Here is a 25,176-nt window from a genome sequence, read left to right as displayed (position 1 = left end):
CAGTCCGTCTACACTTTTCTGATCCCGTGCGTGCTGGTTGTCGGGAGTATTCCCCGATCAAAGGACATTCGACATGAGTTGGCACGTCTGGTTGGCCTTCTTCGGAGCAAGTTGGGTGATCAGCCTGTCACCGGGAGCCGGCGCCATTGCGTCGATGTCGTCGGGGCTTGCCTACGGCCTGCGGCGAGGTTACTGGAACATCTTCGGGTTGCAATTGGGATTGTTGCTGCAGATCGGAATTGTCGCGGCCGGGGTCGGTGCAATTCTCGCCAGTTCGACCGTGGCCTTTTCCTTGATCAAGTGGTTCGGTGTCGCATACCTCGTCTATCTGGGAGTCAGGCAGTGGCGGTCAGCGCCCACCGAAGTGGAGACCGACGAAGCAACCGCGAGCAGTTCCGGCCCGATGATGATGCTTCGCGCATTTCTCGTGAACGCGAGCAACCCGAAGGCCGTCGTTTTCATGCTCGCAGTGCTCCCACAGTTCCTGGACCCTGCGGCACCGCTGCTGCCGCAGTATCTGATCATCGCCGCCACGATGTGCGCAGTCGACGTGATCGTGATGACCGGATACACCGGGCTGGCCGCACGGGTACTTACCTTGATGCGCTCCCCCAAACAGCAACGAACCACCAATCGAGTGTTCGCCGGACTGTTCTTCGGAGCCGCCGGCTTCCTCTCGAGCATCGGACGCGCAGCGGCTTGATCGCTCACACGGCTTGATCGCTCACAGGCCTGCAATCAAGTTGACGACGGACGCCACGATCACCGAACCGAAGAGGTACGACAGCAGTGCGTGGCCGAGCGCCATCGCGCGCATGTCCGACGACTTCAAGTTGGTGTCGGAAATCGCGAAGCTCATCCCGACCGTGTACGCCACGTACGCGAAATCGCTGTATCTCGGCGGTTCTTCCTGATTGAAGTCGATTCCGCCGTCAGGGCCGGAGTAGTACAGCCGCGCATATCCGAGGGCGAAGAGCGTGTGGACCGCCAGCCACGAGATCACGACGCTGCCGACAGCAACCGATGCCGCCACGACTTGGTAGTGATGTCCGTCGGGTGCCGCCAAGAGCAGGAACGCGATACCGACCAGGCTCGCGACGGCAGCGCCGAGAATCAGCAGGTGTGCGACGTTGCGCGCCGGTTCTTCCCGCGTTGCGTGGCTCGCGGTGAGCGTCGCATCGAAGGGCCAGACCAGAATCCACGTCCACACCGTGAACACCGTCGCCGCGACATCCCAGCCGATCAGGAACGCGAACCGCGGGTAGCCGACCCATGCCATCACGACACCTGCCGCGACACCGAGCAGCAGTCCCGTCGACACTCTCAGTGCGGGGCCAGCACCTAGCGCGCTGCGAGGAACGGGTTTGATCGGAAGGTCGTGCGATCGATCGTTCACGGGGTCAGTCAACCACCGTTCGCAGTGAGACGGTGGTTACGCCGCAGGGTAATCGAGAAGCAGGTGTCTCAGGCGTTGCACGTGTCGACCAAGGGCTTACCGTTGAATCTGTCCAGCACGTACTGCAATCCGACACCGAAATCCGCTACCGCCGGCGCGAGGTGGTTGTTACCGCTCCCCGGATTCACTGCAGGCAGGGTGTCGGTGAACAACGTCGCCTCGGCTCCGCGCGCGCACCAGTCCTGAACCAGGCGCCGGGTTTGCTCGTACGGGATGAAGTCGTCGTTGAGCGCCCCGTTGACCAGGATCGGCGACGCCGGGGTTCGCCGCCCGATGCGTTGTTCCTCGATCACCTGCTGGATCTCCGGTACCGATTCCACAACATCGGCGAGGGGTCGGCCGTCTGTGGTCCACGACGCCGTCGACTGCTTCCCGTACTTGGTTCGGGAATCGATGAGGCATTGCCCGGCGACGTCGGCGAGCACGGACCGGCCGTAGTCGTTGAGTCGAGACTCGATTGGCTCTCGGGCGGCGGGATATCGGTCGAGGACGCCGTTGATCGTGTAGCCGATCGCAGCCATCAGACCGGTACCGTCGATATGACGCAGAACGCTTGCCAGGTCCGCCGGGGGCGCGCTCGCGTAACTCCCGACCAGATTCAACTCAGGCGCGTATTCGGGTGCGAGTTCGGTTGCAGCGGCAGTGGCGCCGCCGCCCTGCGAATGGCCCCACAGCGCTATCGGATCGTCCACTCCTGCCTTCGCCAGGGCTCGGGCAGCGCGTGCACCGTCCAACATCGCATGGGCTTCCTCGGCGCGATTGACGTAGGTATGGACGCCGGGTGTTCCGAGTCCGATGTAGTCGGTGACGAACACGCGAACGCCCTGAGCAAGAAAAGCAAATGCAAAAGCGGACTCGTAGTTGACACCGACACTGTCCACACCGGCACCGTAGTTCGACGGATTCCCGGGTTCCGCCAGGCGGAGTTGACCGGCAGTGGGAAACATCCTCGACGGCGCGCACTGATCACCTTGGCCCTGCGTGCCCGGACCGATCACGACGGTCGGGCGCGGGCCCGCTCCTGACCACGGGGCAGCCGGCTCCAGGTACGAGCCCGACACAGCAACCTTGGAACCGTGGGTATCGGTACTCGAATACAGAATCCGAGTCCCCACACCAGGCACTCCGCCGACTGCACCGGCAAGCGGAAGTGGTTCCGTCCGAATCACCGAACCCGGATCACCGACCTCACCCGGACTCGCGTCGTAGAAATCGTTCGCAGGTTCGGCGTTCGACATCGGTGTGAACAGCAGCGACGTCGGCAGAAGCGCCGATACCGCAACGGCCGAAATCTTCACTGCCGCGAGGACAACCTTCCGGGTGCTCATGGACATCCAACGTATAGGCCTCAGTCGATACGCGGACCGGTTTCGATCTGCGGGACTTCAATCGGTCGGTACCAACTCTCACGTGAGCGGGCCATGCCGCTGGCCCCCCGATCCCCTGTTTTGACGGCCAGAACCTGATGAATCGTAAGCCGGTGCGGCTCCTCGAAACCCAGCGCACTGGCCGCGAGGTACAGCAACCAGGTTCGGACCCGGGGAGCACCGACTTGAAGGACTGCCGCGTCCCAGTTCTCGCGCAGGTTCTCGACCCATGCGCGCAGCGTCAAGGCGTAATGCTCGCGCAATGCTTCGCTGTCACGCGTCTCGAACCCTGAAAGTTCCAGCGCATCAATGGTTTTACTCAGCGGAAGTATCTCGCCGTCCGGGAAGATGTACCGGTCGATGAAACTGGATCCGTCATCGACCTTGTCCGACAACGACTTCACCGCCGCGATGGCGTGATTGAGAAGACGCCCCTCGGGCACGAGCAGCTCATGGAGTTTTGCCGTGTACACCGGCAAATTGGCAAGGCCCACATGCTCGGACATGCCGATGCTCGAAATCGCGTCGTACGGTCCGTCGTCGACGTCGCGGTAGTCCTGCACTCGAATCTCGATACGATCGGTCAGACCCGCGTCGGCAACTCGTCCCTTGGCGTACTCGACCTGCTCGTTACTCAGTGACACCCCGACAACGTCGACGCCGTAGTTCTGGGCAGCATGCAATGCCATCGATCCCCAACCGCAGCCGACGTCGAGCAGTCGCATTCCCGGCTTCAGATCGAGCTTGCGGCAAATCAGGTCCAGCTTCGCGAACTGAGCGGCTTCGAGGGATTCGACCCCCTCCGGCCAGTACCCGCACGAATAGACCATGCTCGGCCCGAGAAACAGTTCGTAGAAGCGATTCCCGACGTCATAGTGATGGGAGACGGTAGCCGAATCCCGTGCCTTGCTGTGCCGCGTGCCGCGCTTACGACGCATCTCGATCGACGGAGGTGATGGCGGTAGACCCAGTGCCCCCAAGCCGGCGAACGTACCGGCGGCGCGCACGATCGAGCGCAGCGGCAAGCCCGACAATCGATTCTCACCGAGCCGCGTGACCAGATCCGGGACATCGAGGAGCGCAAAGATATCGCCGTCTACGTCCAGATCACCGGACACGTACGCCCTCGCCAGCCCCAATTCGTTGGGAGAGTACAGGACTCGGCGTAGGGCACGCCGATTCCGGAAATGTACCTGCGCAGCGGCGTCAGGCGGACCTGCTTCCGAACCGTCCCAACACCGCACCCGAATCGGAAGCGGAACCCCGATCACGTCCTCGAAAACCGTCAGAATCTTGGTCGCGGCGCCAGTCACAAATCAACCCTCCGACAAAAGATGGTTAGCCGATGACAGAAAACTTACGCCCGATTCGCAAATCTTTCGCGCCATTTGTCCGAGTTTCGGGCAGTGTTCATCGAGGTTTCCCGTTCCTCACGGCTCCACCAGTCCGGCCAGGAATTCCACCAGCAGGCGCTTCGTGACCTCGCGGGGCAACGATTCCACCGCCGCGAGGACTGCCGCCATGTCCAGCGGAGAATCAGAAGAACCCCGAGGATCCAGCCCCGCCGACGTCAACGCCGCCGCGACGGCGTCACTGGGCAACGCGAGAACATCGGCCACGGTGACATCGCCACGTTCGAATGCTCCGGCCAACTCTGCCAGGGCCGGCGGCGCCGAGGCTGCCGCCGAGCCGCGAACGTCGTCGGCGCCGAGGACGAGCGCGCTAGTCAACTCGCCGAGCACGGACTCCGTCACCGGGGTGACGGTCAGGTGGGTGGTTCGAGGCAACGTCGTCCCGTCGGATTGCGTCGACGCCGGCTGCCCCTGAAGGACGAAACCCCGGGCACCGACGGCACTCACCCAGCGATGCGGATCGACTCGACGTTCGAGCGGCACGGAATCGTCGGTGGCGACCGCGAACAGCGGCCCCACCGGCGTGCCCACGACGCGAAGCCCGTCGATGCTCTGGACCGTGTCGATCAGCGCGCGCGTCGCCCGCTGAGCTCGGGACACCAATTCGGCGTATCCCGATTGACCGAGAACTTGCGAGATCGCCCACGCTCCGGCCAGCGCAGCAACGGATTTGGAACCGAGAAGGGTGGGATTGACCACCGGATACCCCGGCCAGTCCGTGAGTCCGAAATACTGCTTGCGATGCAGGTCGCGCCCTCGGTGCAGCAAGACCGAGACGCCTTTGGGTGAGTATCCGTACTTGTGGAAGTCGACCGACATACTGGTGACACCAGGCACCCGGAAATCCCAGGGCGGCAGATCACCCCACCACGGCAACGCAAGGCCACCGATGCAGGCGTCGACATGCAGTGGAATCGACTGTGCACGGGCAACTTTCGCAACCTCGGCGATCGGGTCGAGCGCCGCGAACGGGTAATTGGGCGCAGAGACGACGATCAGAACCGTGTCCTTCCGAACTGCCGTCGCAATATCGTGTGCGCCCACGCGCCCCGACGTGGGATCTACAGGTACCAGGATGAGTTCCAGTCCGAGTAGGTGCGCTGCCTTGTGGAAAGCGGCATGCGCGGTGGTCGGAAGAACCAGCGAACCCTCACCCGGCGGGAGCCCACGAAAGTCGCGAGCTGCCTTGACGGCCAACACACAACTCTCCGTTCCGCCGCTGGTGACATTGCCGACAACCACCTCACCGCCATCTGTGTCTGTATCCGCGGATCTATCTGCGGCTGTGCCTGGAGCTCCATGGAGGAACTCGCGAGCGAACGCAACCAACTCACGCTCCATCACCGCGGTGGACGGGAACACGGTCGGGTCGAGACCGTTGACCGGCTGAACCAGTCGAGCTGCGTCCGCTGCCAACTCGTCGAGCGCTGCGAGGCCGCTGTCGTACACGTACGACAGAACCCGGCCGCCGTGCGTCGGAGCGTCCTGCTCACGAAGCGAACGCAAACGAGTCAAGATGTCGGCCGCCCTCTTCTCGAGGTTTGCGCTCTTGCCCTGAAGTTCCTCGGCCTGAGTGGAACTCATCGTTCACCTACGTTCTCGTGAGTGGATTCTTGTTCGGTGCGGTAATTCCGCAATACGAGCAGGCTGATCGCAACCAGGATCGCCGGCACGACCGAGAAGCCGAGAGCTATTCCGGTCAGCGCTGATTGCGGTTGCACGACAGTCTCGCCCGCAGTTTTCGAGACGAAGCCGGTGACCGCGAGTACACCCAAGAACACCGCGGGCCCCAGGGCAAGGCCCGCGGTTTCCGAGGCGGTCCAGATACCGCTGAGCGAACCACCACGCTGGCGTCCACCGATTCGCGCGTCGTCCTCGATGACGTCCGGAAGCATCGCCAGCGGAAACACCTGCATCCCTGCGTAGGCAACGCCGGCAAGAGCGACGGCACCGTAGATCCACGACCCGGCGTCGACAGCCGCCAGCGTCAACAACGCAGTCGCGACGACAAACAGGATGGAAGACACGACGTAACCGCGAAGCTTTCCGTACCGATGCGAGAACCGGTACCACAGAGGCATGACGACGAGAGCTGGTCCGACGAGTGCAACGAACAGACCGGTGAGCGCGCCTTCGTTGCCCATCACGTAGGTCGCCAGATATTGCGCACCCGCCAACATCACAGCGGTGGCAAGAGCCTGAAGCACGAAGACGATGACCAGCAATCGGAACGCGCGGGTACGTCGTATCGCGTCGAACCCGTCCCGGTATTGCGCGAGCAACGAACCGACCGGCGCGTCCGCTTGAGTCACCGTGTGGCGCGCCGCTCCGCGAACTGCCCAGATCATTGCCCCACACATGAGCGCCGACACCCCGATCGCCATGACCAGATAACCGCGTGCTCCGCCCCCGGCAGCATCGCGAAGTTCCGGTCCACCAGCGCCGATGACCAGAATTGTCAGGGCCAGCACCGCAATTCGAACCGATACCAAACGAGTGCGCTCGTGGTAATCGCCGGTCAGCTCGGTCGGCAACGCGATGTACGGAACCTGAAAGAGGCTGTAGGCACTGGCCGCGAGCAGGAAGAAGACGAGCACCCACAACGCACCGACTCCGGGGCCGGCAGACACGGGGGCTGAGAACGTGAGGATGAAGAGCAACGGCAGCCCCAGAGCGCCTGCGAGCATGAGTGGCACTCGCGTACCAGTTCGATGGGAGCTTCGATCGCTGATCGACCCGATCAGCGGATCGATCAGCACGTCGGCGATTTTCGGGACGATGACCACGAGCGAGGCGAGCGCCGCGGCTACCCCGAGCGTGTCGGTCAGGTAGTACGCCAGTACCAGACCTGGAAGCACGCCGAAGCCGCCCGTACCGACACTTCCCGCTGCATATCCGGCTACCACGCCGCGCGAAAGCCTGTCAGGCGATCTATCTTCACGAAGACGTACCGGTTTGTCTGTAGTCACCGTCCACACACTAATGTCACGACTCGGCACCGCGAGGGCAAAAGAATCTCGATGACCAGAAGTCCCTCACTCGGACGGGCCCGGCATGCCAGACTGTGACCCGATTCGCACACGAACGAAAGCCTGCAGACGATGGTTGATCCACTGACAGAGATCTGGCCTCCGTACGGAGTCACGATCACGTGTGGGCCCGTCAGCTTGGTCCCCGTGCGCGACGACCATTTCCCCGAACTCGCTGCGCTGGTGCGGGCCGGCATTCACCCTGCCGAACAGATGCCGTTTCTCGTCCCCTGGACGGTGGGCACTCCCGACGAAGTGTCGCGAAGATTCATCCAATACCACTGGTCGGTCCGCGGAGCGATGACCATGGCCGACTGGAAATTCGAGACAGCCATTGTCGTCGACGGAGAAATCGTCGGCTGCCAGGCGTTCGCCGCGACGGACTTCCCTGAAAGTCGTACCGGAGAAACCGGCTCGTGGATCGGGCGAGGCTTCCAAGGCCGGGGTATCGGCACTCTTGCCCGACAGGCAATCTGCGCATTCGCATTCGACTCTTTGGGCGCACGAAGCGTCGTGTCGTCGGCGTTCACGGACAACCCTGCCTCGATCACTGTGTCGGCCAAAGTCGGGTACCGCGCGGACGGCACGGTCGAGGAGTTGTCCGCCGACGGTCGTATGACCGTACGTCGACTTTTCACCCTCAGCCGCGAAGATTTTGTCGCACCGCCGTATCCCGTCGAAGTGACCGGCGCAGACGCGCTCAAGGCGATGCTGGGCATCGATTGAGCGAGCTACCCGTGCACAGCGACAACCGGTAGAACGGACGCATGGAACCCTCCGACATGATGGCCGCAGTCACCTCGTCCATGCGCGACCGTACCGGGCGCACTCTCGAAGAATGGGTCGAGGCTGTACGGACGTCCGGGGTCGACCCGCTCGATCAGAACAAAGTCCGCAAGTGGCTGAAAGCAGAGCACGGTGTACCGCAGAATACGCAGTGGGCAATCGCGTTCGAGGCCGCCAAACAGGCTGGATGGGTGGAGCCGACCGTCGAGCAGTACATCGACCAGCAGTACAGCGGCCCGAAGGCGGCGCTGCGACCCATCTTCGATGCAGCCCGACGTCTGATCGAAGAACTCGGAACCGATGTTCGAGTCGAAGGCCGCGGAACCTACACGCCCTTTGTTCGCGCTCGCCAATTCGCTGCCATCGCAGCGGCCACCAAAGCCCGAGTCGACCTCGGACTACGTTTCGTCGAGGCCCCCGGTTCCGAACTTCTGGTGCCGGCCAAAGCACCCGGGCAGTCGAGTCACAAGATCGGGCTCACCAGCACCGAGGACGTGAACGACGAAGTCGGATCGCTGATAGCGATCGCGTATCAGCAGAACGGCCGGTAGGACACTCACTCACCGCCACGCAGCCGCTGACCGGCAGGCTGCACGAAAGTCCCTGTTCTCCTTGTCGGAGAACAGGGACTTTCTTCACCGCGGGGAAGGTCGCTGCGACGTGTCAGCTCAGGCCGAAGAGCGCGCCGATGATGGTCCGAGCAGCCTCGAAGAGCGCGTCGACGGACGGGACACCGATTTCAGAGCTGATGGAAAAAAGGGAACCCAACATACGATCCTCCGGAGATAGTTTCTGAATGGCTTACTGCCACAAGGGAAATGCTACAGATTCTTCTCGCCAAAGATAAGTGGGGGGACCCTGAGGGTGACAATTCCGGACCAAAGTCCCGGCCCGTTAGATCTATTGCACCCCACTATGATTGCGATCCTTCGAATCGGAATCGTCACCGCCATGATCGCCGACGAGAACGTGGGCGACCTCCGCCAACACCTCCGTGCTCGACATTTCCGAGTGAGAGCAGTCGACCAGGTACGCCCGCAACGGCCCTACCAGTTCGGACCACTTTTCGACCAGGTGACGATGCTCAGGCAGATCGTGCTGCGCCACAAACAGTTCCACCGAGCCCGAATAGGGTCTGGGCCCGTGATCCCGAACGATCCGTGACAGCTTTTCCACCCGCCCCACTACCGATTCCAGAACAGTATCGGTCAGGAAATCCATATCGGTCTGCCGTCGGATCTCTGCCGCAACCTCCGCAAAAGTCACTGGCGCAGAATCAGTTTCGACCTCTGCCAGTCCGATCTGCGCGAACAACTCGGAAGGCTTCGGGGCTGATTGCACAGACGGCATCATCTCGGGCAGCAGCGCGTCGAGCAACACGACCGAACCGACCAGATCGCCGGCCTCTTCGAGCTGGCTCGCCATCTCGAGAGCGATCGTTCCGCCGGCTGACCAGCCCAGCAGATGGAATTCACCCGACGGCTGCACCGTCCGTACGGCATCGACGTACCCCGACGCCAACTCCGCCACCGTGCCTGGCAATTCACCTGCACCCGTTGCCTGGATTCCGTACACCCGTCGACCCCGCAAGTGACCGACGAGTCCGGCGTAGCACCAGGCAATTCCGCTGACCGGATGCACACAGAACAACGGCGGCCGTTGGTCGTCGGGGTCGCCGCCGAGCATGACGACCGTGTCCAGCGGATCCGAATGAAGCGAATCACCCTCGAAGACATCGTCATGAACGAGGTCCATCCGAGACGCAAGCTCCGCCACAGTTCGATCGGTGAAAATCCATTGAACCGGGAATTCCCTGTTCAAGGTCTCACGCAAGCGCGAAGCCACTTGAACTGCACCCATGGATGTCCCGCCGAGCTCGAAGAAGTCGTCGTAGCGACCGACCGACTTCGCGCCGGTCACACCTTCGAATGCCTGTGCCACGTGACGTTCGGTATCCGAGACAGGTCGATCCACACTCGACCCTAGCTGGGGTGCAGGAGCAGGAAGTGCCGCTGCGTCTATCTTCCCCGAAGCGAGCAACGGTACCTCGCCCACTACCGTCACCGACGAAGGCAGCAGGTGCTTCGGCAGCAGGCCGGAGACGAACCCGCGAAGCTCCGATTCCGTCGCCGAACCGTTTTCCGCCAACGTCACATACGAACGGAGTTCAGCGGATCCGTGTCCGTCGTCAGCGACAACGGTTACCGAGAAGGTCACTGCTCCATGGCTTGACAGAGCCGCGTCGACCTCCGCCGGTTCCACGCGGACACCCCGCACCTTCACCTGTGCGTCGTTGCGACCCAGGTACTCGAGCGCTCGGTCGTGACGCCTACGACGCACGAGGTCACCCGTGCGATACATCCGAGTCCCCACCGCGTGAGGATTGGCAACAAAACGCTCGGAAGTCAGACCCGGGGAGGCGACGTACCCGCGTGCCACATTCTCACCGGCGAGGAATAGTTCTCCCTCAACGCCATCCGGAACCGGTCGGAGCCTCTGATCGAGAACAAATGCCGTCGTGCCAGGTACCGGGGTGCCGACAGTGACGTCCCCGTCAGTGATCCGAGCGGAAATCGATGCCGCAATCGTTGATTCGGTCGGTCCGTATCCGTTGACGATGCAATGTCGGCTCGACCAAGCCGACGCAAGACGGGCAGAGAGTGGTTCCCCCATCGATTCGACGATCAGCGGGGGTACTGCATCCGGATCGATCGTGGCCAGGACGGTCGGCGTCACGATCAAATGCGTGACGTCGGCGGCTACCACCAGATTCGTGAGTTCCTCTCCCCCGTAGACGAAGTCAGGAGCCAGAATCAACGTTCCACACCCTGCAGCCGCGAGAAGGATCTCGATCACCGACGCGTCGAACGTCGACGACGCCAATTGCAGGACGCGGGGGCCACGATCGAGCTGAGCGATCTCGGCGTGCGCGGTGCAGACATTCATGATTCCGCGGTGTGAAACCTCGGCACCCTTGGGTCTTCCCGTGGAACCCGACGTGTAGATGACGTAGGCAAGGTTGTCTAGGTCAGCCCTACTCGCCGAAACCGCGGCAGGCTCACTCGCAGTGCGGGATTCATCCATTGACAGCCACTCGACGCAGGCAGGCAGACTTGCGGCCGCACCGTCCGCCGTCAAACCGACAACCGAACCGCACTCCTCGATCATGGTCTGCCGACGCGCTGTCGGCAGCGCCGGATCGAGCGACAGCCACGCTGCGCCTGCCCGCGCTACCGCCCACAACGCAACGATCCACAGATGCCCGCGCCCGAGCGCAACGGCCACCACGTCATCGGGTCCGATTCCTCGGACCACCAACTCGCGCGCCCAGTACGACGACTCCTCGTGCAGGTCGCGATAGGTCCAGCGCCGGCCGTTCTCCTCCAGCGCGATGCCGTCGGGTACCTGCCGCAGCGCGCGTTCGAATATGTCCGCAATCGTCAGCGGTTCGACATGGCGAGGATTCGCAGCCGTCAGCGCCGAGCGTTCGAAACTGGACAGCAATTCGATCTCCCCGACCACGATCTCGGGTTCACCTGTCACTGATTCGGTGACACGTGCCACCCGCTGCATGAACAGTTCCGCGGTCGACTCGCGGAACTTGTCCGTGGCATACAGCAATCGAATCGTCAGACTGTCACCGGTGTCGACCAGGTCCCACGTCAAGTCGTAGCCGGTCGAGGACCCTGCGTTGTCGATGTCGAAGACGGTGATGCCGTCGATCTGCGGCACGTCGAGCGCTCGTCGATAGGCCAGCATGACCGTGAACAGCGGATGCTCGTTCATCCTGCGCGGCGGATCGACCCTCGCGACTACGTCGTCGAACGAGACGTCCGCGTTCGCCATTGCTTCCAGATCGACGCGGCGCACCTCGTCCAACACCGTGGTGAAGCGGTCGGCGGAGTTGATTCTCGTGCGCAATGCGACGGTGCCCACCATCATGCCGGCGACGTTCAGTAGCGCCGGATCGTTCCGCAGACTCACAGCTGCTCCCACCACGACGTCGTCCGTGACGCACTCGCGGGCGAGCAGTACGGCGATCACGCTGTGGACGACCATGAATACCGTGACGCCATGTGAACGAGCCAACGCCGACAACGCGTCGTAGGTGGCGCCGTCGAGGACTTCCGTCACCATCTCCTCGGATCGTGAAGACACGGCACTCCGGGGGTTGTCGACGGGTAGAGCCAGCACATCCTCGACGCCACGAAGTGCGCTCGACCAATAGTCGAGTTGCCGGTGAGCCACGCTGAGAGAATCCTCGGGGTCACCCAAACTCTCTCGCGCCCAGTGGCTGTAGTCGCCGTAGCTGACTCCGTCAGTGGAGCGGACCCATTCCTTTCCAACAGCCCTGGCCTCGAAGGCTGACGCGAAATCGGCCAGGATCGGGTCCATCGACGCACCGTCGACGGCAATGTGGTGAACCACAATCACCAGGACAGTCACTCCTGCAGAGTCGACTCCGTCATCCTCGGTGAATACACGCACCCGGAACGGAACATCGCGTTCGAGATCGAACGGCACAGTCGCGAAAGCCCGAGCGCTCGCTTGGAGATCGTCGACGGACACTGTCGTGAGATCGAATGCGACAGAGCCCATTTCAACCTGTTGTGGACCGAATTCACCCGGAACAAACACAGTTCGCAATACGGCATGGTGATCGACGACGTCACCGAGGGCGCTGCGCAAGACCGAACGATCGACTTCGTCTGCCAGGACCGCTGCAAACGTCAGGTTGTACGCAGTCGATTCCGGCTCGAGCTGATTGATCAGCCAAAGTCGTTGTTGCGAGGGCGCCAGAGGTGCCGGCATGCCAGAATCACGTCGAGTCAGTTCGCGGCGCTTGTCATCGGTCGCGCTTGCCGACAGCCACTGAGACATCGCTCGCGGCGACGGATTGTCGAAGACCGCGCGAACGGGCACATCCCGCGCGAAGATCGAGGCAAGTCGACCTGCCACCGCTGCCGCTGCCAACGAATCACCACCTGATTCGAACAGGTTGTGCAGAGCGCCGAAACTTCCGGACACGTGTTCCGACATGACAGCGGTGACGAGTTCCTCCGAGACCGTCACTGCGGCATCGGGCGCCTGGCTCTCGAACACGTGGCGCCGCAACGCATCTGCGTCCAACTTTCCGTTCGACGTGAGTGGGATCGACTCCAGCACGACAACTCGGCCGGGCATCAAATACGCAGGCAACATCGAGGCCAACTCGATTGTCAGCTGATCCGATTCCAAACAATCGCCGACCGCACACGCAACGGCGATCTCGTCGACGAGGACAACCGCAGCGGCCTCGACGCCCGTGCATCGACGCAGAGCTGATTCGATTTCGGCAGGCTCGACGCGGATTCCGCGCACGCTCATCTGGCGGTCGGAGCGTCCGACGAATCCGAGCGTGTCATCCGTGCGGCGGTGGACCAGGTCACCGGTCCGATAACGTCGGCGTCCCCCTGGTGCTGCGATGAACGAGCTGGCGGTGCCGGCGGGATCTCCGGCATAGCCCATCGCAAGCCCGGGCCCGCTGACATACAACTCACCGATCCCGGCCCACGGCACCGGACTTAGTCGAGTATCGAGTACCTCGGCACCGATTCCGGCGAGCGGGACTCCGATGGTGACCCGATGATCCACCTCGGCGACAGTCGTGACCACCGTGCATTCCGTCGGTCCGTACGCATTGAGCATCCGCGCGCGGCGACTCCACGCACGCGCGGTGGACGGTGAGAGCACATCGCCACCGACTGCCACCACCTCCAACGAATCGAACCGCTCCGGAGCCATCGTGTCGAGTACGGCTGGAGTGGACAGCATGTGAGTGACGCCGCGTTCTGCAACGAATTCTTCGAGTGCCCGTCCGCCGAAAGCCTCGCGAGGAGCGACAGCCAAGGTAGCCCCGGCGCCGATCGCCAACATCATCTCGAGGATCGCTGCATCGAACGTCGGTTTGTATCCGTGCAGCACAACCGAGTCCGACGTCACGCCGTACTTCCGGACAGCATCGTCGGTCAGCAGGCCCAGTCCTCGGTGCGTAACTGCAACGCCTTTCGGTTCACCAGTCGACCCGGACGTGTGAACAACGTACGCGACTGAATCCGGATACTGCCGACCTGGAACGGGACTGCGGTCGACGAGCACTGTGCGCAGTTGCTTCAACCGTGCCGGCGGCAGGTCGGGGTCGATCGGCACGAATGCCGCGCCCGTTTTCGAGATCGCCAACATTCGGACCAGGTACGCGATAGTCCGTACCGCCGGAATCTCGTACACCGCACCAGGTCCCGCTCCGCGAGCCACCAGTTCCCAGGCTTGCGCATCCGAGGCAGAGTCGAGTTCGGCATACGTCACCGTGCGCTGTCCGTCGTCGAGAGCAACGTTGTTCGGGAATCGCGCCGCGGTGGCGGTGAAGATGTCGGTCAGTGTCCGGGACGAATCGACGTCGACAGCAGCCCAACTGGGCGCCGTGCCCACCGCGAGATCCGAAACGAGTACAGGCACATCCTCGGCGATCGAGGCGAGCACTCTCGACAGTTGTCGAGTAACTGCGTCGGCGCTCGAAGGATCGAAAGCGCTCGCGGCATAGATGACAGCGCCGGTCAATGATCCGTCGACAGCGGGTGAGAACGAGACATGCATGGGGAACTTCGTCGTTGCGGTCTCGATTTCGCGAGCCTCGATCCTCAGACCCGCCACCTCCACGGCAGGAACCGCGAAATTCTGCAGACCGAGCGCAACCTGCGGAGTTCGTCCGCCGAGCACATCACCAACCAATTCGGCAGGAACAGAGCTGTTTTCGAACGCAGCCACATCAGCGTCGAAAGCTGCACCTATCAGAAGATCGATCGGCACATCCCCGTCGACCCGAAGGCGAAGAGGCACCGTATCCACGAACATGCCGACCACGCCGTCGAGCTGAGGCGTCCGCCGTCCGTCGACAGCTGTCGCGATCACGACATCGGGATTTCCACTCAGCTTGGCAAGCACCACGGACAACGCCGCATGAACCACCGCAAACAGCGAGACCTTCAAGCGGTCGGCTCGCGCCTGCAGTGCCGAGGTGATGACGGTTGGTATCACGAAGTTCACTCGCTGCGCCACGGAATCCGGCCCGCCATCAGAGTGATCCACCGTCAGCGGCGACACAGATGTCACACCGTCGAGCGTTCGGCGCCAGAACTCTTCGACGACAGGGGAAACGTCACGTGCTGCCTCCCACGCGGCAAAATCCCCGTACTGGATCGGCAGCGGAGACCATTGCGGATCCAGTCCCACTCGTCGCTTGCCGTAAGCGGTCAGCAGGTCGCCGACCACCGTTCGCATCGACACCCCGTCGACTGCGATGTGATGAAAACTCACTGCCAGAACGTGCCTGACCGGTGACACCTGGAGCAGCATCCAGCGCACCGGCAGGTCTGCTGCTACGTCGAAACCGCGCGAGCCGAACTCTTGCAGCAGGGCCTCGACCTCGATGTCGCCGACCAGTCGCGTTTCCACTGTCACGGCGGACGGAGGATCTACCACCTGAACCGGTGGGGTGCCCGGATACCGGGTTCTGAGGACGTCATGTCGGCCGACAAGATCCGTCATTGCCTGACGCAGCGCGGGCACGTCCAGTTCACCGTCGATCTCGATGCAGATCGGCAGGTTGTACGCACCGCTCGCCGTGTTCCGCTGGTTGAGTACCCACATCGAGCGCTGGTTCCGTGACAGGGGTGCGGGCGTGGGGTCGCGGCGCGGTTCCAGTCGGACAACATCGGTCGCCGTGCTGCTCCGCTCGAGCGAATCGAGCCGGGCCGCCAACGCCGCAACTGTTGGATGCTCGAATACGGTCCTCAGCGGAACAACTCGTCCCAGAGAACTACTCAGGAGTGAGGTGACCTCGGCAGCGGACAGCGAGTTGCCCCCGAGCGTGAAGAAGTCTGCGTCGCGATCGCCCCCGTCGCCGCCCAGAACCGCGGCGAAGGCCTCAGCCACCAGGTGCTCGGTGGCGGTGTCCGGGCCCTCGGTTCGGGAAGCATCGAGCGCCGGCAACGGTAGACCGGCGAAGTCGACCTTGCCGTTCCGCATCGGAAGCTCGCCCTCGAGGTCGAGGTCGAGGTCGACGACGACATGCGGAACCATGTACGTCGGAAGGAGTTCTGCAACGGTGGCGCGCAGTCCACCCGTGTCAACTCTCTCCGCGCCTGAACTTCTCACGTAGGCGACCAAGAGCGGACTTCCACTTTCGGTCGTCCGTACCCCGGCGACGCAGAAATCGACGTTCGCGACAGAGTGAATGACTGCCTCGATCTCGCCCGGTTCTATCCGGACACCATTGACCTTCACCTGCGAGTCGGTTCGCCCGAGATAGTGCAGGCGATACGTGTTGCCATCGGATGTGGAGATTTCGGATGTGGAGATTTCAGGCTTCCACATCACCAGGTCGCCGGTTCGGTACATCCGGACGCCTGAACTCGTTGCCACGAATCGTTCCGCAGTTCGGGCAGGTTGCCCGGCGTAACCGCGCGCAAGCATTCGACCTGAGAGATACAGTTCGCCGGCGACTCCCGGCGGCACCGGTTCGAGTCGATCATCGAGCACGACGGCGTCGACCCCGGCCAGTGGATACCCGACGGATCCGTCGTGAGTGTCAGATGACAGTTGTTCAACCGACAGAGGCTCGGTAGCAAGCGAATACATCGTCGACTCGGCAGGTCCGTATCCGTTGATCACTCTGCGTCCGGCTTGCCAGCGCTTCGCCAAGGCGCCGCCGAGTCGCTCGCCCCCGAACATCACCGTTGCAAGGTCCGGCAGCGCCGGATCGCCGATCGAGGCGACGACAGTAGGTGTGGCGCAGAGATGAGTAATTCGCTCGCGCCCGAGTGCTGCGGCGAGTGCCGAGCCGAACAACTCGTCGTTCTTTGCAAGGACGAGCGTCGCCCCCGACGCACTCGCAATGAGCACCTCGAGCAACGTCATGTCGAACCCTGGCGCGCCGCGATGGAATACGCGAGAACCTGGCCCGGCCGAGAATCGAGCGGGCAGGTCTTGGCCGATCACACCGAGCCCGCCGTTGGTCACGACCACAGCCTTCGGCGTTCCGCTCGTTCCCGAGGTGAAGACCACGTAAGCCGTCAGGCTGTCGGAATGTTCACGCGCGCTTCCACCGTCCGCGAAACCGCCTGCAGTGCCGTCGTTCGGTGAGCCCAGTGTCTCGAGGACTTCACGTACTCGCGCCTGCGGCTGTTCCGGGTCCACCAATGCCGGCGCCGCACCGACCTTCGCGATCGCCCACAATCGCACGATCGACGCGATGGACCGATCGGCAGTCCAGGCAACGACGTGGTCGACTCCGACTCCCCCGGAACGCAACTCGTCGGCCGCAACATCCGACTGTGCATCGAGGTCCCGGTAAGTGAGTGTGTTGCCCTCGCCCTCGACAGCTACGGCATCCGGAGCGGATTCGACCCCGTATCGCAGCATCGAGGCAAGCGTCGCACCGGAACGCCGAGATGGATCGGGACGTTCGGCCGCGCCGTGTGCGGGGACGAGAAGTGCTCGTTCCGCACGATCAAGAAGGTCGATTCCCCCGACGACGACGTCCGGGTCGATCGACACGTGATTCAGGACGCGCTCGAACCGACTCGCAAAGCTCGACACTGTCTGATCGTCGAATAGATCAGCGTTGTAGACGAATTCGAGACCGAGTCCGCCCCCGATCCCCTCGTCCACGACGTTGAGTTGCAGATCGAAGTTCGCCTGCCTGACCTCAGGCGCAATCTGCGTAACCGTCAACCCTGGCAACGACCACGTAGCGGAATGGGCTGTCTGGAACGAGAGCGCCACCTGGAACAACGGGTGTCGCGAACGCGATCGTGGCGGGTCGATCAGATCGACCAGCGATTCGAAGGGCATCTCTGCGTGCGCGAACGCCGCTACGTCGCGCTGACGAACTTGCTCGACCAACTGTCCGAACGACTTCGACGGATCGACTTCGGTTCGGAGAACAATCGTGCCGGCGAACATGCCGACGAGGTCGTCGAGTTCAGGTGCGACGCGTCCGGCGACCACGGTGCCGACAACCACGTCACTGCTGCCGTTGTACCTCGCCAGCAGTGCCGCGAAAGCAGCGTGAACAACCATGAAGATAGTCGCGTTGTTCGATCGTGCCACTGATTGCAGGCCCTCACGTACCGAACCTGAGATCTCGACCCGACGACTCGACGCACGGGCCGACGGCGAGCGTGGGCGGTCCAGGGGTAGTGTCACCTGCTCGGGAAGACCTTCGAGAGCCTGCTTCCAGTAGCTGGAAACCGTGTCCGGAATCCCCGCTTCTATCTGCCAGGCAGTGTAATCGGAGTATTCGAGCGCCGGTGGCGACCACTGCGGAGCGCGCTGCTCCGAGCGAGCGAGGTACGCGAGCGTGAAGTCACGTACCAACACTTCCAGCGATCGAGCGTCGGCGGCAATGTGATGGACTACGACGGCCAGGACGTGTTCGTCCGGTGAAACCTGGAAGAGCGCCGCCCGTACGGGCGGATCCACGGTGACGTCGAATCCCGAACCCACCAGTCCTGCAATGGCATTCCCGGCATCGTCGCCGGCCAGTACCTCGAGCTGAAGACGCGGACTCGCCACCTCGAGGTCGAGCACCTTCTGAACCGGGCGCTCACCGACAACCGGGTACACGGTCCGCAGAGTGCGATGGCGATCGATCAGGTCCCGAATTGCCAATTCGGCTGCAGCTACGTCCAATTCACCCGTCAGTCGCACTACGATCGGGATGTTGTATCCGGCGGACTCTGTATCCAGCTGGTTCAGGATCCACATTCGATACTGGGAAGCCGACAATTGCACGTCCGCAACGCCCGAACGAGGTACCGAAGACAACAGAGACGCGTGCCCCGTGCCGATTCGGGCAGCAGCGATGCCGGCCAACTGATCGACATACGGGTGCTCGAACACGTCGCGGACATCGAGGTTGCTGCCCAGAACGGCGTTCACACGCGACGAGAGCCGAGTGGCGGTCAAGGAATTGGCCCCTTGATCGAAGAAATCACGAACCGGATCTACATGCGGAACTTCCATCAATTCGCTCAGGATGGCTGCGACTGTCTGCTCGAAGAAGTCTCGCGACTGCCGAGACGACTGCGTGAGCGACGTCGGGTCCGGCAGCGATGCTCGGTCGATTTTGCCGTTGATCGTGACCGGTAGAGACGCGAGCGGCATCAAAGCCGACGGGACCATGTGCGCGGGCAACAACGAACGAGCTGTCCGTAACACGTCATCGAGGTCGTGCCCGCTCTCCGGCGTGATGTAACCGACCAAGGTCGGTCCGCTGTCGAGTTCTCGCACCATCACCGCGGCCTGCGACACCGACGGGTGAGCCAGTAGTGCGAATTCGACCTCACCCGGTTCGACGCGGTAACCACGCAAGGCAACCTGACCGTCGGCGCGGTGGACGTATTCGAGTCGACCGGCTCGCCAACGGACCAGATCGCCGCTGCGGTACATCCGCGATCCGTCGAATCCGGGTTCAGCCACAAATCGCGAAGACGTCGTCCCGGGCTGCCCCAGATAGCCTTCGGCCACCTGCGGACCGGCAACGTACAGTTCGCCGACAGATCCCGGCGGGACAGGCTTCAACGACGCGTCGAGTACGTAGCCGCGCAGTCCTGGTAGCGGAGATCCGATCGGCGAGGCAGCCTCGTCGCCGGACGAAAGCTCGAAACTCGTTACGTGGACCGTTGTTTCGGTGATACCGAACATGTTGACGCCGCGCACATTCGGGTGCCGTTCGAACCATGTCTGGACGCGCCCGAAGTCGAGACGATCACCGCCGAAAACAATCGACCGGAGCGGAAGCGGCTTTTCTTCTGCAACTTCCGCCAACGCATAGAACGCGGCCGGCGTCTGATTGAGAACGGTGACTCGTTCCCGCACAATCAGATCCACGAATTTTTCGGGTGAGCGTGCGACGTCACTGTCCACGATCACCACGGATCCGCCGGTGGTCAGAGCACCCCACATTTCCCACACCGAGAAGTCGAATGCGTACGAATGAAACATCGTCCATACGTCTTCGGGCCCGAAGGCGAAGATCTCGCGTGTCGAGGCGAGAAGAGCCAACACGTTTCCCTGAGACACCACAACGCCTTTGGGCGCTCCGGTCGATCCCGAGGTGTAGATCACGTAGGCGGCGGACTCCGAATGCGCAACAGGCCAGTCGGCAGTCGTGCCACTCGTCTCGTTCACGAAGATGACAGGTTGGTCGTACCCGGCGAACCGCACAGCTGATTCGGCCGTCGACAAGATCGACGTCGGGCGTGCATCGGCCAGAATGTACTGGATACGAGCGTCGGGATACTGCACGTCGATCGGTACATAGGCGGCGCCCGCGCGGACGACTGCGAGAATGGCTACGACGAGGTCGACCGATCGAGGCAGGGCGACTGCCACGCGATCCCCGACTCGAACTCCTCGATCGATCAAGACGGCAGCAAGCACCTCCGAGCGGACTCGCAACTCGTCATAGGTGACGCGACTGTCTCCACTCGTCACGGCGGTTGCATTCGGACGCCGCGCTGCGACGGCCCCGAACAGGTCCGGCAGCGACTGCGCGACACTTGCCGGCGCCGGCGCCGGCGCCCAAGCCAGCAGCTCCTCACGCTCCGCGGTACTGAGAACATCGATGTCACGCAACAGGATCGACGAGTTCTCGGATACCGAGTCGCACACTCGGCGCAGTCGCTCGACCCAGCCGCCTACGGTGGCCGTATCGAATAGATCGTCGGCAAACCGGAAGATGCCGTGAATACCGTTCGTGTCGCCGTCAACCGTGCGGTCTTCGCGCACCGTCACTTCGAGATCGAAACGAGGGTGTGCCGGGGGCAGCGCAGCGCCGTGGGCCGTCATCGCTCCCAACGCGATCTCGGGAATCGAGGACAGCGGATCGACGGCAAGAACCACGCGCAGGAACGAATTCTTCTCTCCTGCGGCCCCACCGACCGCGTGCTCGACCACCCAGTCGAACGGGACGTCGGCGTTGGACAGAGCCGCCACATCGACCTCGCGCACCCGACTCAAGAACTCACCGAAAGTCTCTGCGCCGCGAAGGAGCGTTCGCAGCGCCACGGTGCCGACGAACATACCGACGGCGCCGTCGAACGAAGGATGCGTTCGACCGGAGGTCGGCGTTCCGATGACAATGTCGGGCGCACCGGTGATCTTGCTCAGCGCGATCGCAAGGCAGGCGTGCAACACCATGAAAGTAGTGCAGTCGTGGGCTCTGGCGATCTCGTTCAGCGCCGCATGGACGGGCGCGGGCAACTCGAACGTCAGGTCTCGCGCCGACGCCGGCCGGCCCGGTTGGCGGGACCTGTCCGCGGGGAGAGCAAGAGTCGGATCAACGCCCGCGAGGGCGCCGGACCAGAATTCCAACTGCCGCCCAGCCAAGCTCTGCGGATCCGCAGGATCACCGAGAACGGTTCTGTGCCAAGCGGAATAGTCGCGGTGGTCGAGCGAGGTCGAAGGCCAGGTCGGCGATCGCCCGTCGGCGCGGGCGTCGTACGCCGCGATGAGATCCGAAACGATCGTTGCAAACGAAAGGCCGTCCAAGGCGATGTGATGCGCAACCACGGTCAAGCGGTGGTCGAGATCGCTGTCCGAGGTGAGGATCAAACGAAGCGGCGCATCGGTCGACAGGTCGAACCCTGCCGCAACCAAATCCGCTGACGCGGAGTCGTAATCCGCGGACGGAACCTCGATCAGGGTCACGGACCCCGCGGATGGTGCTTGGATCGGCCACGCGTCGTGATTCTGGTCGAACGAGAACACCGTACGCAGAACGAGATGGCGATCGGTCAGGTCACCAACCGCCGCGCTCATCGCCACTGCATCCAGCGCACCGCTGAACGTGACCTCGAACGCGATGTTGTACGCCGACGACTGCGGATCCAGACGGTTGAGAAGCCACAGACGTTGTTGCGCCGGAGCGATTTCCACGATGACGTCGCCCGAAATGCGCTCGGGCTCCACCACCCACTCCGCCCGACCCTCACGGATCTTCCGGGCCAACTGCGCCGGCGTCGGGGCACCGAACACATCCCTGACACCCACCCTTCTCCCGAAGGCGGAACTGACGCGAGCAGCGACATACACGGCGTCGAGAGAACTACCGCCCCAGGCGAACAGATCGGAGTGCGGTCCGAGAACTCCGACGCCGAGGACCTCGGCCATCACCGAGGCAATCAATTCCTCGTCGTACTCGATCGGACGGTGCGCCGCCGCGCGCTGCTCGGCGACCGCAGAAGACGTCGGTTCAGGAAGCGCTGATCGGTCTGTCTTTCCATGGCTTGTGACGGGCAACGCTGCCAGAATCGTCACCGAACTCGGAAGCATGGAACGAGGGAGTAGGGAAGTCAGGTGATCGAGCACCATCGCCTGACTCAATGGATGAGGTCTGCCATCCCCGAGTTCCGTCGCGGTCACATACGCCGCGATGGACCCCGCCCACTCGATCACCGCTGCTTGCGCGACGCCAGGCGTGGACAAGAGCACAGCCTCGATCTCGCCCAGTTCGATGCGTACTCCACGGATCTTCACCTGTTGGTCGGAACGGCCCAGGAACTCGAGTTGACCGGCGTCGTTCCACCGAACCACGTCGCCGGTGCGGTACATGCGCTCGCCGGCGCCGCCGGCACCGAATGGCGCGGCGACAAATCGCTCCGCGGTCAGCGTCGGCGCAAGGTACCCGCGCGCCAGTCCTGGCCCCATCACGTACAGCTCACCCGCTGCGCCGACCGGAGTCGGACGCAACAACGAATCCAACACCACAGCGGCAACGCCGTCGATCGGACGCCCGATCGGCGTATCGCCGTCAGACTCCAGAGGTTCGCTCATGAATGCCGCGACGGTTGCTTCACTAGGTCCATACGAGTTCACGAGGTCGACATGACTCGACCACGCATCCACCAGCGCGGCCGGCGGTCGCTCGCCGCCGACGTTCAACATTCGAAGATCCGGCAGTTTCCGAGGATCCATCGTCAGCGGAACCGACGGTGTCGAGATCAGGTGCGTGACACCCTCGAGCCGCAAATAGTCTTCGAGGTCCACTCCACCGATCAATCCAGGAGGAACGATCACGGCGGTCGCGCCGCAGCCGTGTGCAAGCAGAATTTCGAGGATCGCCACGTCGAACGAAGTAGCCGCCAGCAGCGCGATGCGGGAAGAACTATCGATCTTCAGTCGCCGTGAGTGAGAACGCAGCAACGGCGAGATGCCTCGGTGCGTGACCGCGACGCCCTTCGGCCGACCGGTCGATCCCGAGGTGTAGATCACGTAGGCGGTGTCCTCCAGGGACACGTCGGCGACGCATGAACCGGTCCCCGATCCTCGATCGATCGGCCCGTCGACAGTCTCGTGGACCGTCTCGTCGAGGTTGGGATTCACGACGCAGATCCAAGCCGGCACGTCCACCGGACCGTTCCCGACCACGACGGACACGTCGGCATCGTCGAGAATGAAAGTGACACGCTCGGAGGGTGTTCGAGGATCCACGAAGAGAACGGCCGCACCGGTCCGCACTACTGCATGAAACGCGACTACCGAATCGGTCGAGCGCTCGACGAGAATCCCGACGACGTCACCTCGGCCGACGCCGTTCTCCCTGAGCAAGGCGCACAGTGCCTCCACGCGGGCACTGAGCTGGGCGTAGGTGACGTCCACACCCTGCTCGCGGATCGCGACCGCACTCCCCTGCGCCAAGCCTTCCTCGAGCACAACGCCGAGCGTTGCGAACGTGTCTGCCTGCCGACCCAGCGCGGGGACCAGATCTTCCAGTTCGTCCGTTGCGAGGACGCGGAGGTCGCCGAGCGTACGAGTGGCAGAGTCGAGGAATCCCTCGAGTAGTCGGACGAACTGACGATGGTGCATCGCCAGGTCGCGCTCGCTGTACAGACGCGGATTGGCTTCGAAGGAGAGTCGAAGGTTTTCCCCCGCGATCGAGGGATAGATACTGAAGAACAGGTCTTCGGTGGGTCCGGATGTCAGGACGTGAAACTCACCGACGACGTCACCGAGCCGAATCGCCTTGTGAAACATCATGACGTTCACGGCCGGACCCGCCGACTCGCGGGATCCGCCCCGATCTCCCTGGAAACCCATGTCCTCGTAGCGAAATCGCTGATGCCGCAGCGCGCCGGTCATCTGCACCGAGATCTGCCGAACCAACTCCTGCGGCGACATGTCCCGTTCCAGTTGCGCACGGACGGGCACGATGTTGGACAGCATTCCGCCTGAACGTCTCGACTTCGCGGTGGTGCGGCCGGACACCGGCAAGCTCAGGACTACGTCGTCGGAATCGGCCATCCGGCCGAGATAGGACGCGAATGCACCGACGAGGATCGCCACCTCCGACGTGTTCCACTCCCCGGCGATACTCGAAAGCTGTTGTGCAAGTGATTGATTAAGTGATTGAACCATCATGCGCTGCGGCATCGACGTCAGCCCGGCGCCCTCGGCCAGACGAACCGGGCGAGGCAGCCCCTCGGACATCTCCGTCCAGTACTGCTTGTCCGATCGATATCGCGCAGAGGATCGGTAGTCGACATCGAGGTCATGCAGAGCGCGTACCCCCAGACCAGCGAAAGGAGACAGCGCCGTGCCCTGGACACGGTGCGAATAGCGCTCGGCCACTCGCATGGTGAGTGTCATCGCCGCAAGTCCGTCGAGCACGAGGTGATGGGCATGCGAGTACCAGTAGAAGTGGTTCTCTGCCAGCTGAAGCAAGGTCGCCGAGATAAGACGATCCGACATCACGTCAAGTGGCCGTGAGTATTCCGCTGTCATCCACTCGTTCGCGCGCTGAACCGGGTCGTCGTCGCTACGCAGGTCGAGGTATTCGAGATCGTCGACGATGGAGTGGTCGACGACCTGGTGCGGCTCGGCGTCCGTCGCGACGAGGCGAACGAACGCCGACTCCAATTCATGACATGCCGTGTTCGTTGCCTCGATCAGCGCGTCGACGTCAACCGGTCCTCGTAGTTCCACGTATTGAGCCACCACGAACGGAGTGGACGGACTCAGTTGCTGCGCGAACCACAGCGCGAGCTGAGCCCGAGACAACGGAAAAGCACTCAACCCGTCACCTC

At 62.8% G+C, this 25,176-nt stretch carries 9 protein-coding genes; 3 read left to right on the top strand and 6 right to left on the bottom strand.

Annotated features, from left to right (window positions below):
• Nucleotides 1-73 precede the first annotated feature (73 nt).
• Entirely contained in the window at nucleotides 74-703 is a 630-nt protein-coding gene (locus DBV08_RS26850; protein ID WP_095969950.1) for a LysE family transporter, read from the top strand.
• A gap of 21 nt (nucleotides 704-724) precedes the next feature.
• On the opposite strand, the gene DBV08_RS26845 is transcribed toward DBV08_RS26850, so the two are convergent.
• The 5 genes from DBV08_RS26845 to DBV08_RS26825 all read right to left on the bottom strand — a co-directional run bounded on the left by DBV08_RS26845 (nucleotide 725) and on the right by DBV08_RS26825 (nucleotide 7,213).
• The gene (locus tag DBV08_RS26845) at nucleotides 725-1,396 is read right to left on the bottom strand and encodes a DUF1345 domain-containing protein (protein WP_095969949.1); all 672 of its coding nucleotides are present in this window, start codon (nucleotides 1,394-1,396) and stop codon (nucleotides 725-727) included.
• Between the two features lie 68 nt (nucleotides 1,397-1,464).
• A complete protein-coding gene (locus DBV08_RS26840; protein WP_095970018.1) occupies nucleotides 1,465-2,784 on the bottom strand; it encodes a lipase family protein in 1,320 nt (439 codons plus the stop codon).
• 20 nt (nucleotides 2,785-2,804) lie between these two features.
• On the bottom strand, nucleotides 2,805-4,136 hold the full coding sequence (locus tag DBV08_RS26835) for a cyclopropane-fatty-acyl-phospholipid synthase family protein (RefSeq protein ID WP_124569409.1): 1,332 nt from the start codon (nucleotides 4,134-4,136) through the stop codon (nucleotides 2,805-2,807).
• A gap of 117 nt (nucleotides 4,137-4,253) precedes the next feature.
• Nucleotides 4,254-5,819, bottom strand: a complete 1,566-nt coding sequence (locus DBV08_RS26830) for an aminotransferase class V-fold PLP-dependent enzyme (RefSeq protein ID WP_124569408.1) — start codon at nucleotides 5,817-5,819, stop codon at nucleotides 4,254-4,256.
• Complete coding sequence (locus DBV08_RS26825) at nucleotides 5,816-7,213, bottom strand: MFS transporter (protein WP_185564923.1); 1,398 nt, start codon at nucleotides 7,211-7,213, stop codon at nucleotides 5,816-5,818. Before DBV08_RS26825 ends, DBV08_RS26830 begins: the two co-directional genes overlap by 4 nt.
• 123 nt (nucleotides 7,214-7,336) lie before the next feature.
• Between DBV08_RS26825 and DBV08_RS26820 the strand changes: the two genes are divergently transcribed.
• Together DBV08_RS26820 and DBV08_RS26815 are read left to right on the top strand one after the other, a co-directional pair.
• Complete coding sequence (locus DBV08_RS26820; protein WP_095969946.1) at nucleotides 7,337-7,990, top strand: GNAT family N-acetyltransferase; 654 nt, start codon at nucleotides 7,337-7,339, stop codon at nucleotides 7,988-7,990.
• 41 nt (nucleotides 7,991-8,031) lie between these two features.
• Nucleotides 8,032-8,601 (top strand): DUF5655 domain-containing protein, encoded by a 570-nt coding sequence (locus DBV08_RS26815; protein WP_124569406.1) that lies wholly within the window; start codon nucleotides 8,032-8,034, stop codon nucleotides 8,599-8,601.
• A gap of 349 nt (nucleotides 8,602-8,950) precedes the next feature.
• On the opposite strand, the gene DBV08_RS26810 is transcribed toward DBV08_RS26815, so the two are convergent.
• Nucleotides 8,951-25,165 carry a non-ribosomal peptide synthetase gene (locus DBV08_RS26810; RefSeq protein WP_124569405.1) on the bottom strand — a complete coding sequence of 5,405 codons (16,215 nt, stop codon included), beginning with the start codon at nucleotides 25,163-25,165 and terminating at the stop codon, nucleotides 8,951-8,953.
• Nucleotides 25,166-25,176: the final 11 nt, after the last annotated feature.

Source organism: Rhodococcus sp. KBW08, assembly GCF_003852455.1.
In the GTDB taxonomy this organism is placed as follows: Bacteria; Actinomycetota; Actinomycetes; order Mycobacteriales; family Mycobacteriaceae; genus Rhodococcus_F; species Rhodococcus_F baikonurensis.
Note: the sequence above shows the minus strand (reverse complement) of the source record. Positions and strands in the feature narration are given on the sequence as shown.

Coding starts and splice junctions, on each gene's coding strand:
- DBV08_RS26830 (WP_124569408.1), bottom strand. CDS start 5,819: ATGAGTTCCACTCAGGCCGAGGAACTTCAGGGCAAGAGCGCAAACCTC.
- DBV08_RS26820 (WP_095969946.1), top strand. CDS start 7,337: ATGGTTGATCCACTGACAGAGATCTGGCCTCCGTACGGAGTCACGATC.
- DBV08_RS26840 (WP_095970018.1), bottom strand. CDS start 2,784: ATGAGCACCCGGAAGGTTGTCCTCGCGGCAGTGAAGATTTCGGCCGTT.
- DBV08_RS26815 (WP_124569406.1), top strand. CDS start 8,032: ATGGAACCCTCCGACATGATGGCCGCAGTCACCTCGTCCATGCGCGAC.
- DBV08_RS26850 (WP_095969950.1), top strand. CDS start 74: ATGAGTTGGCACGTCTGGTTGGCCTTCTTCGGAGCAAGTTGGGTGATC.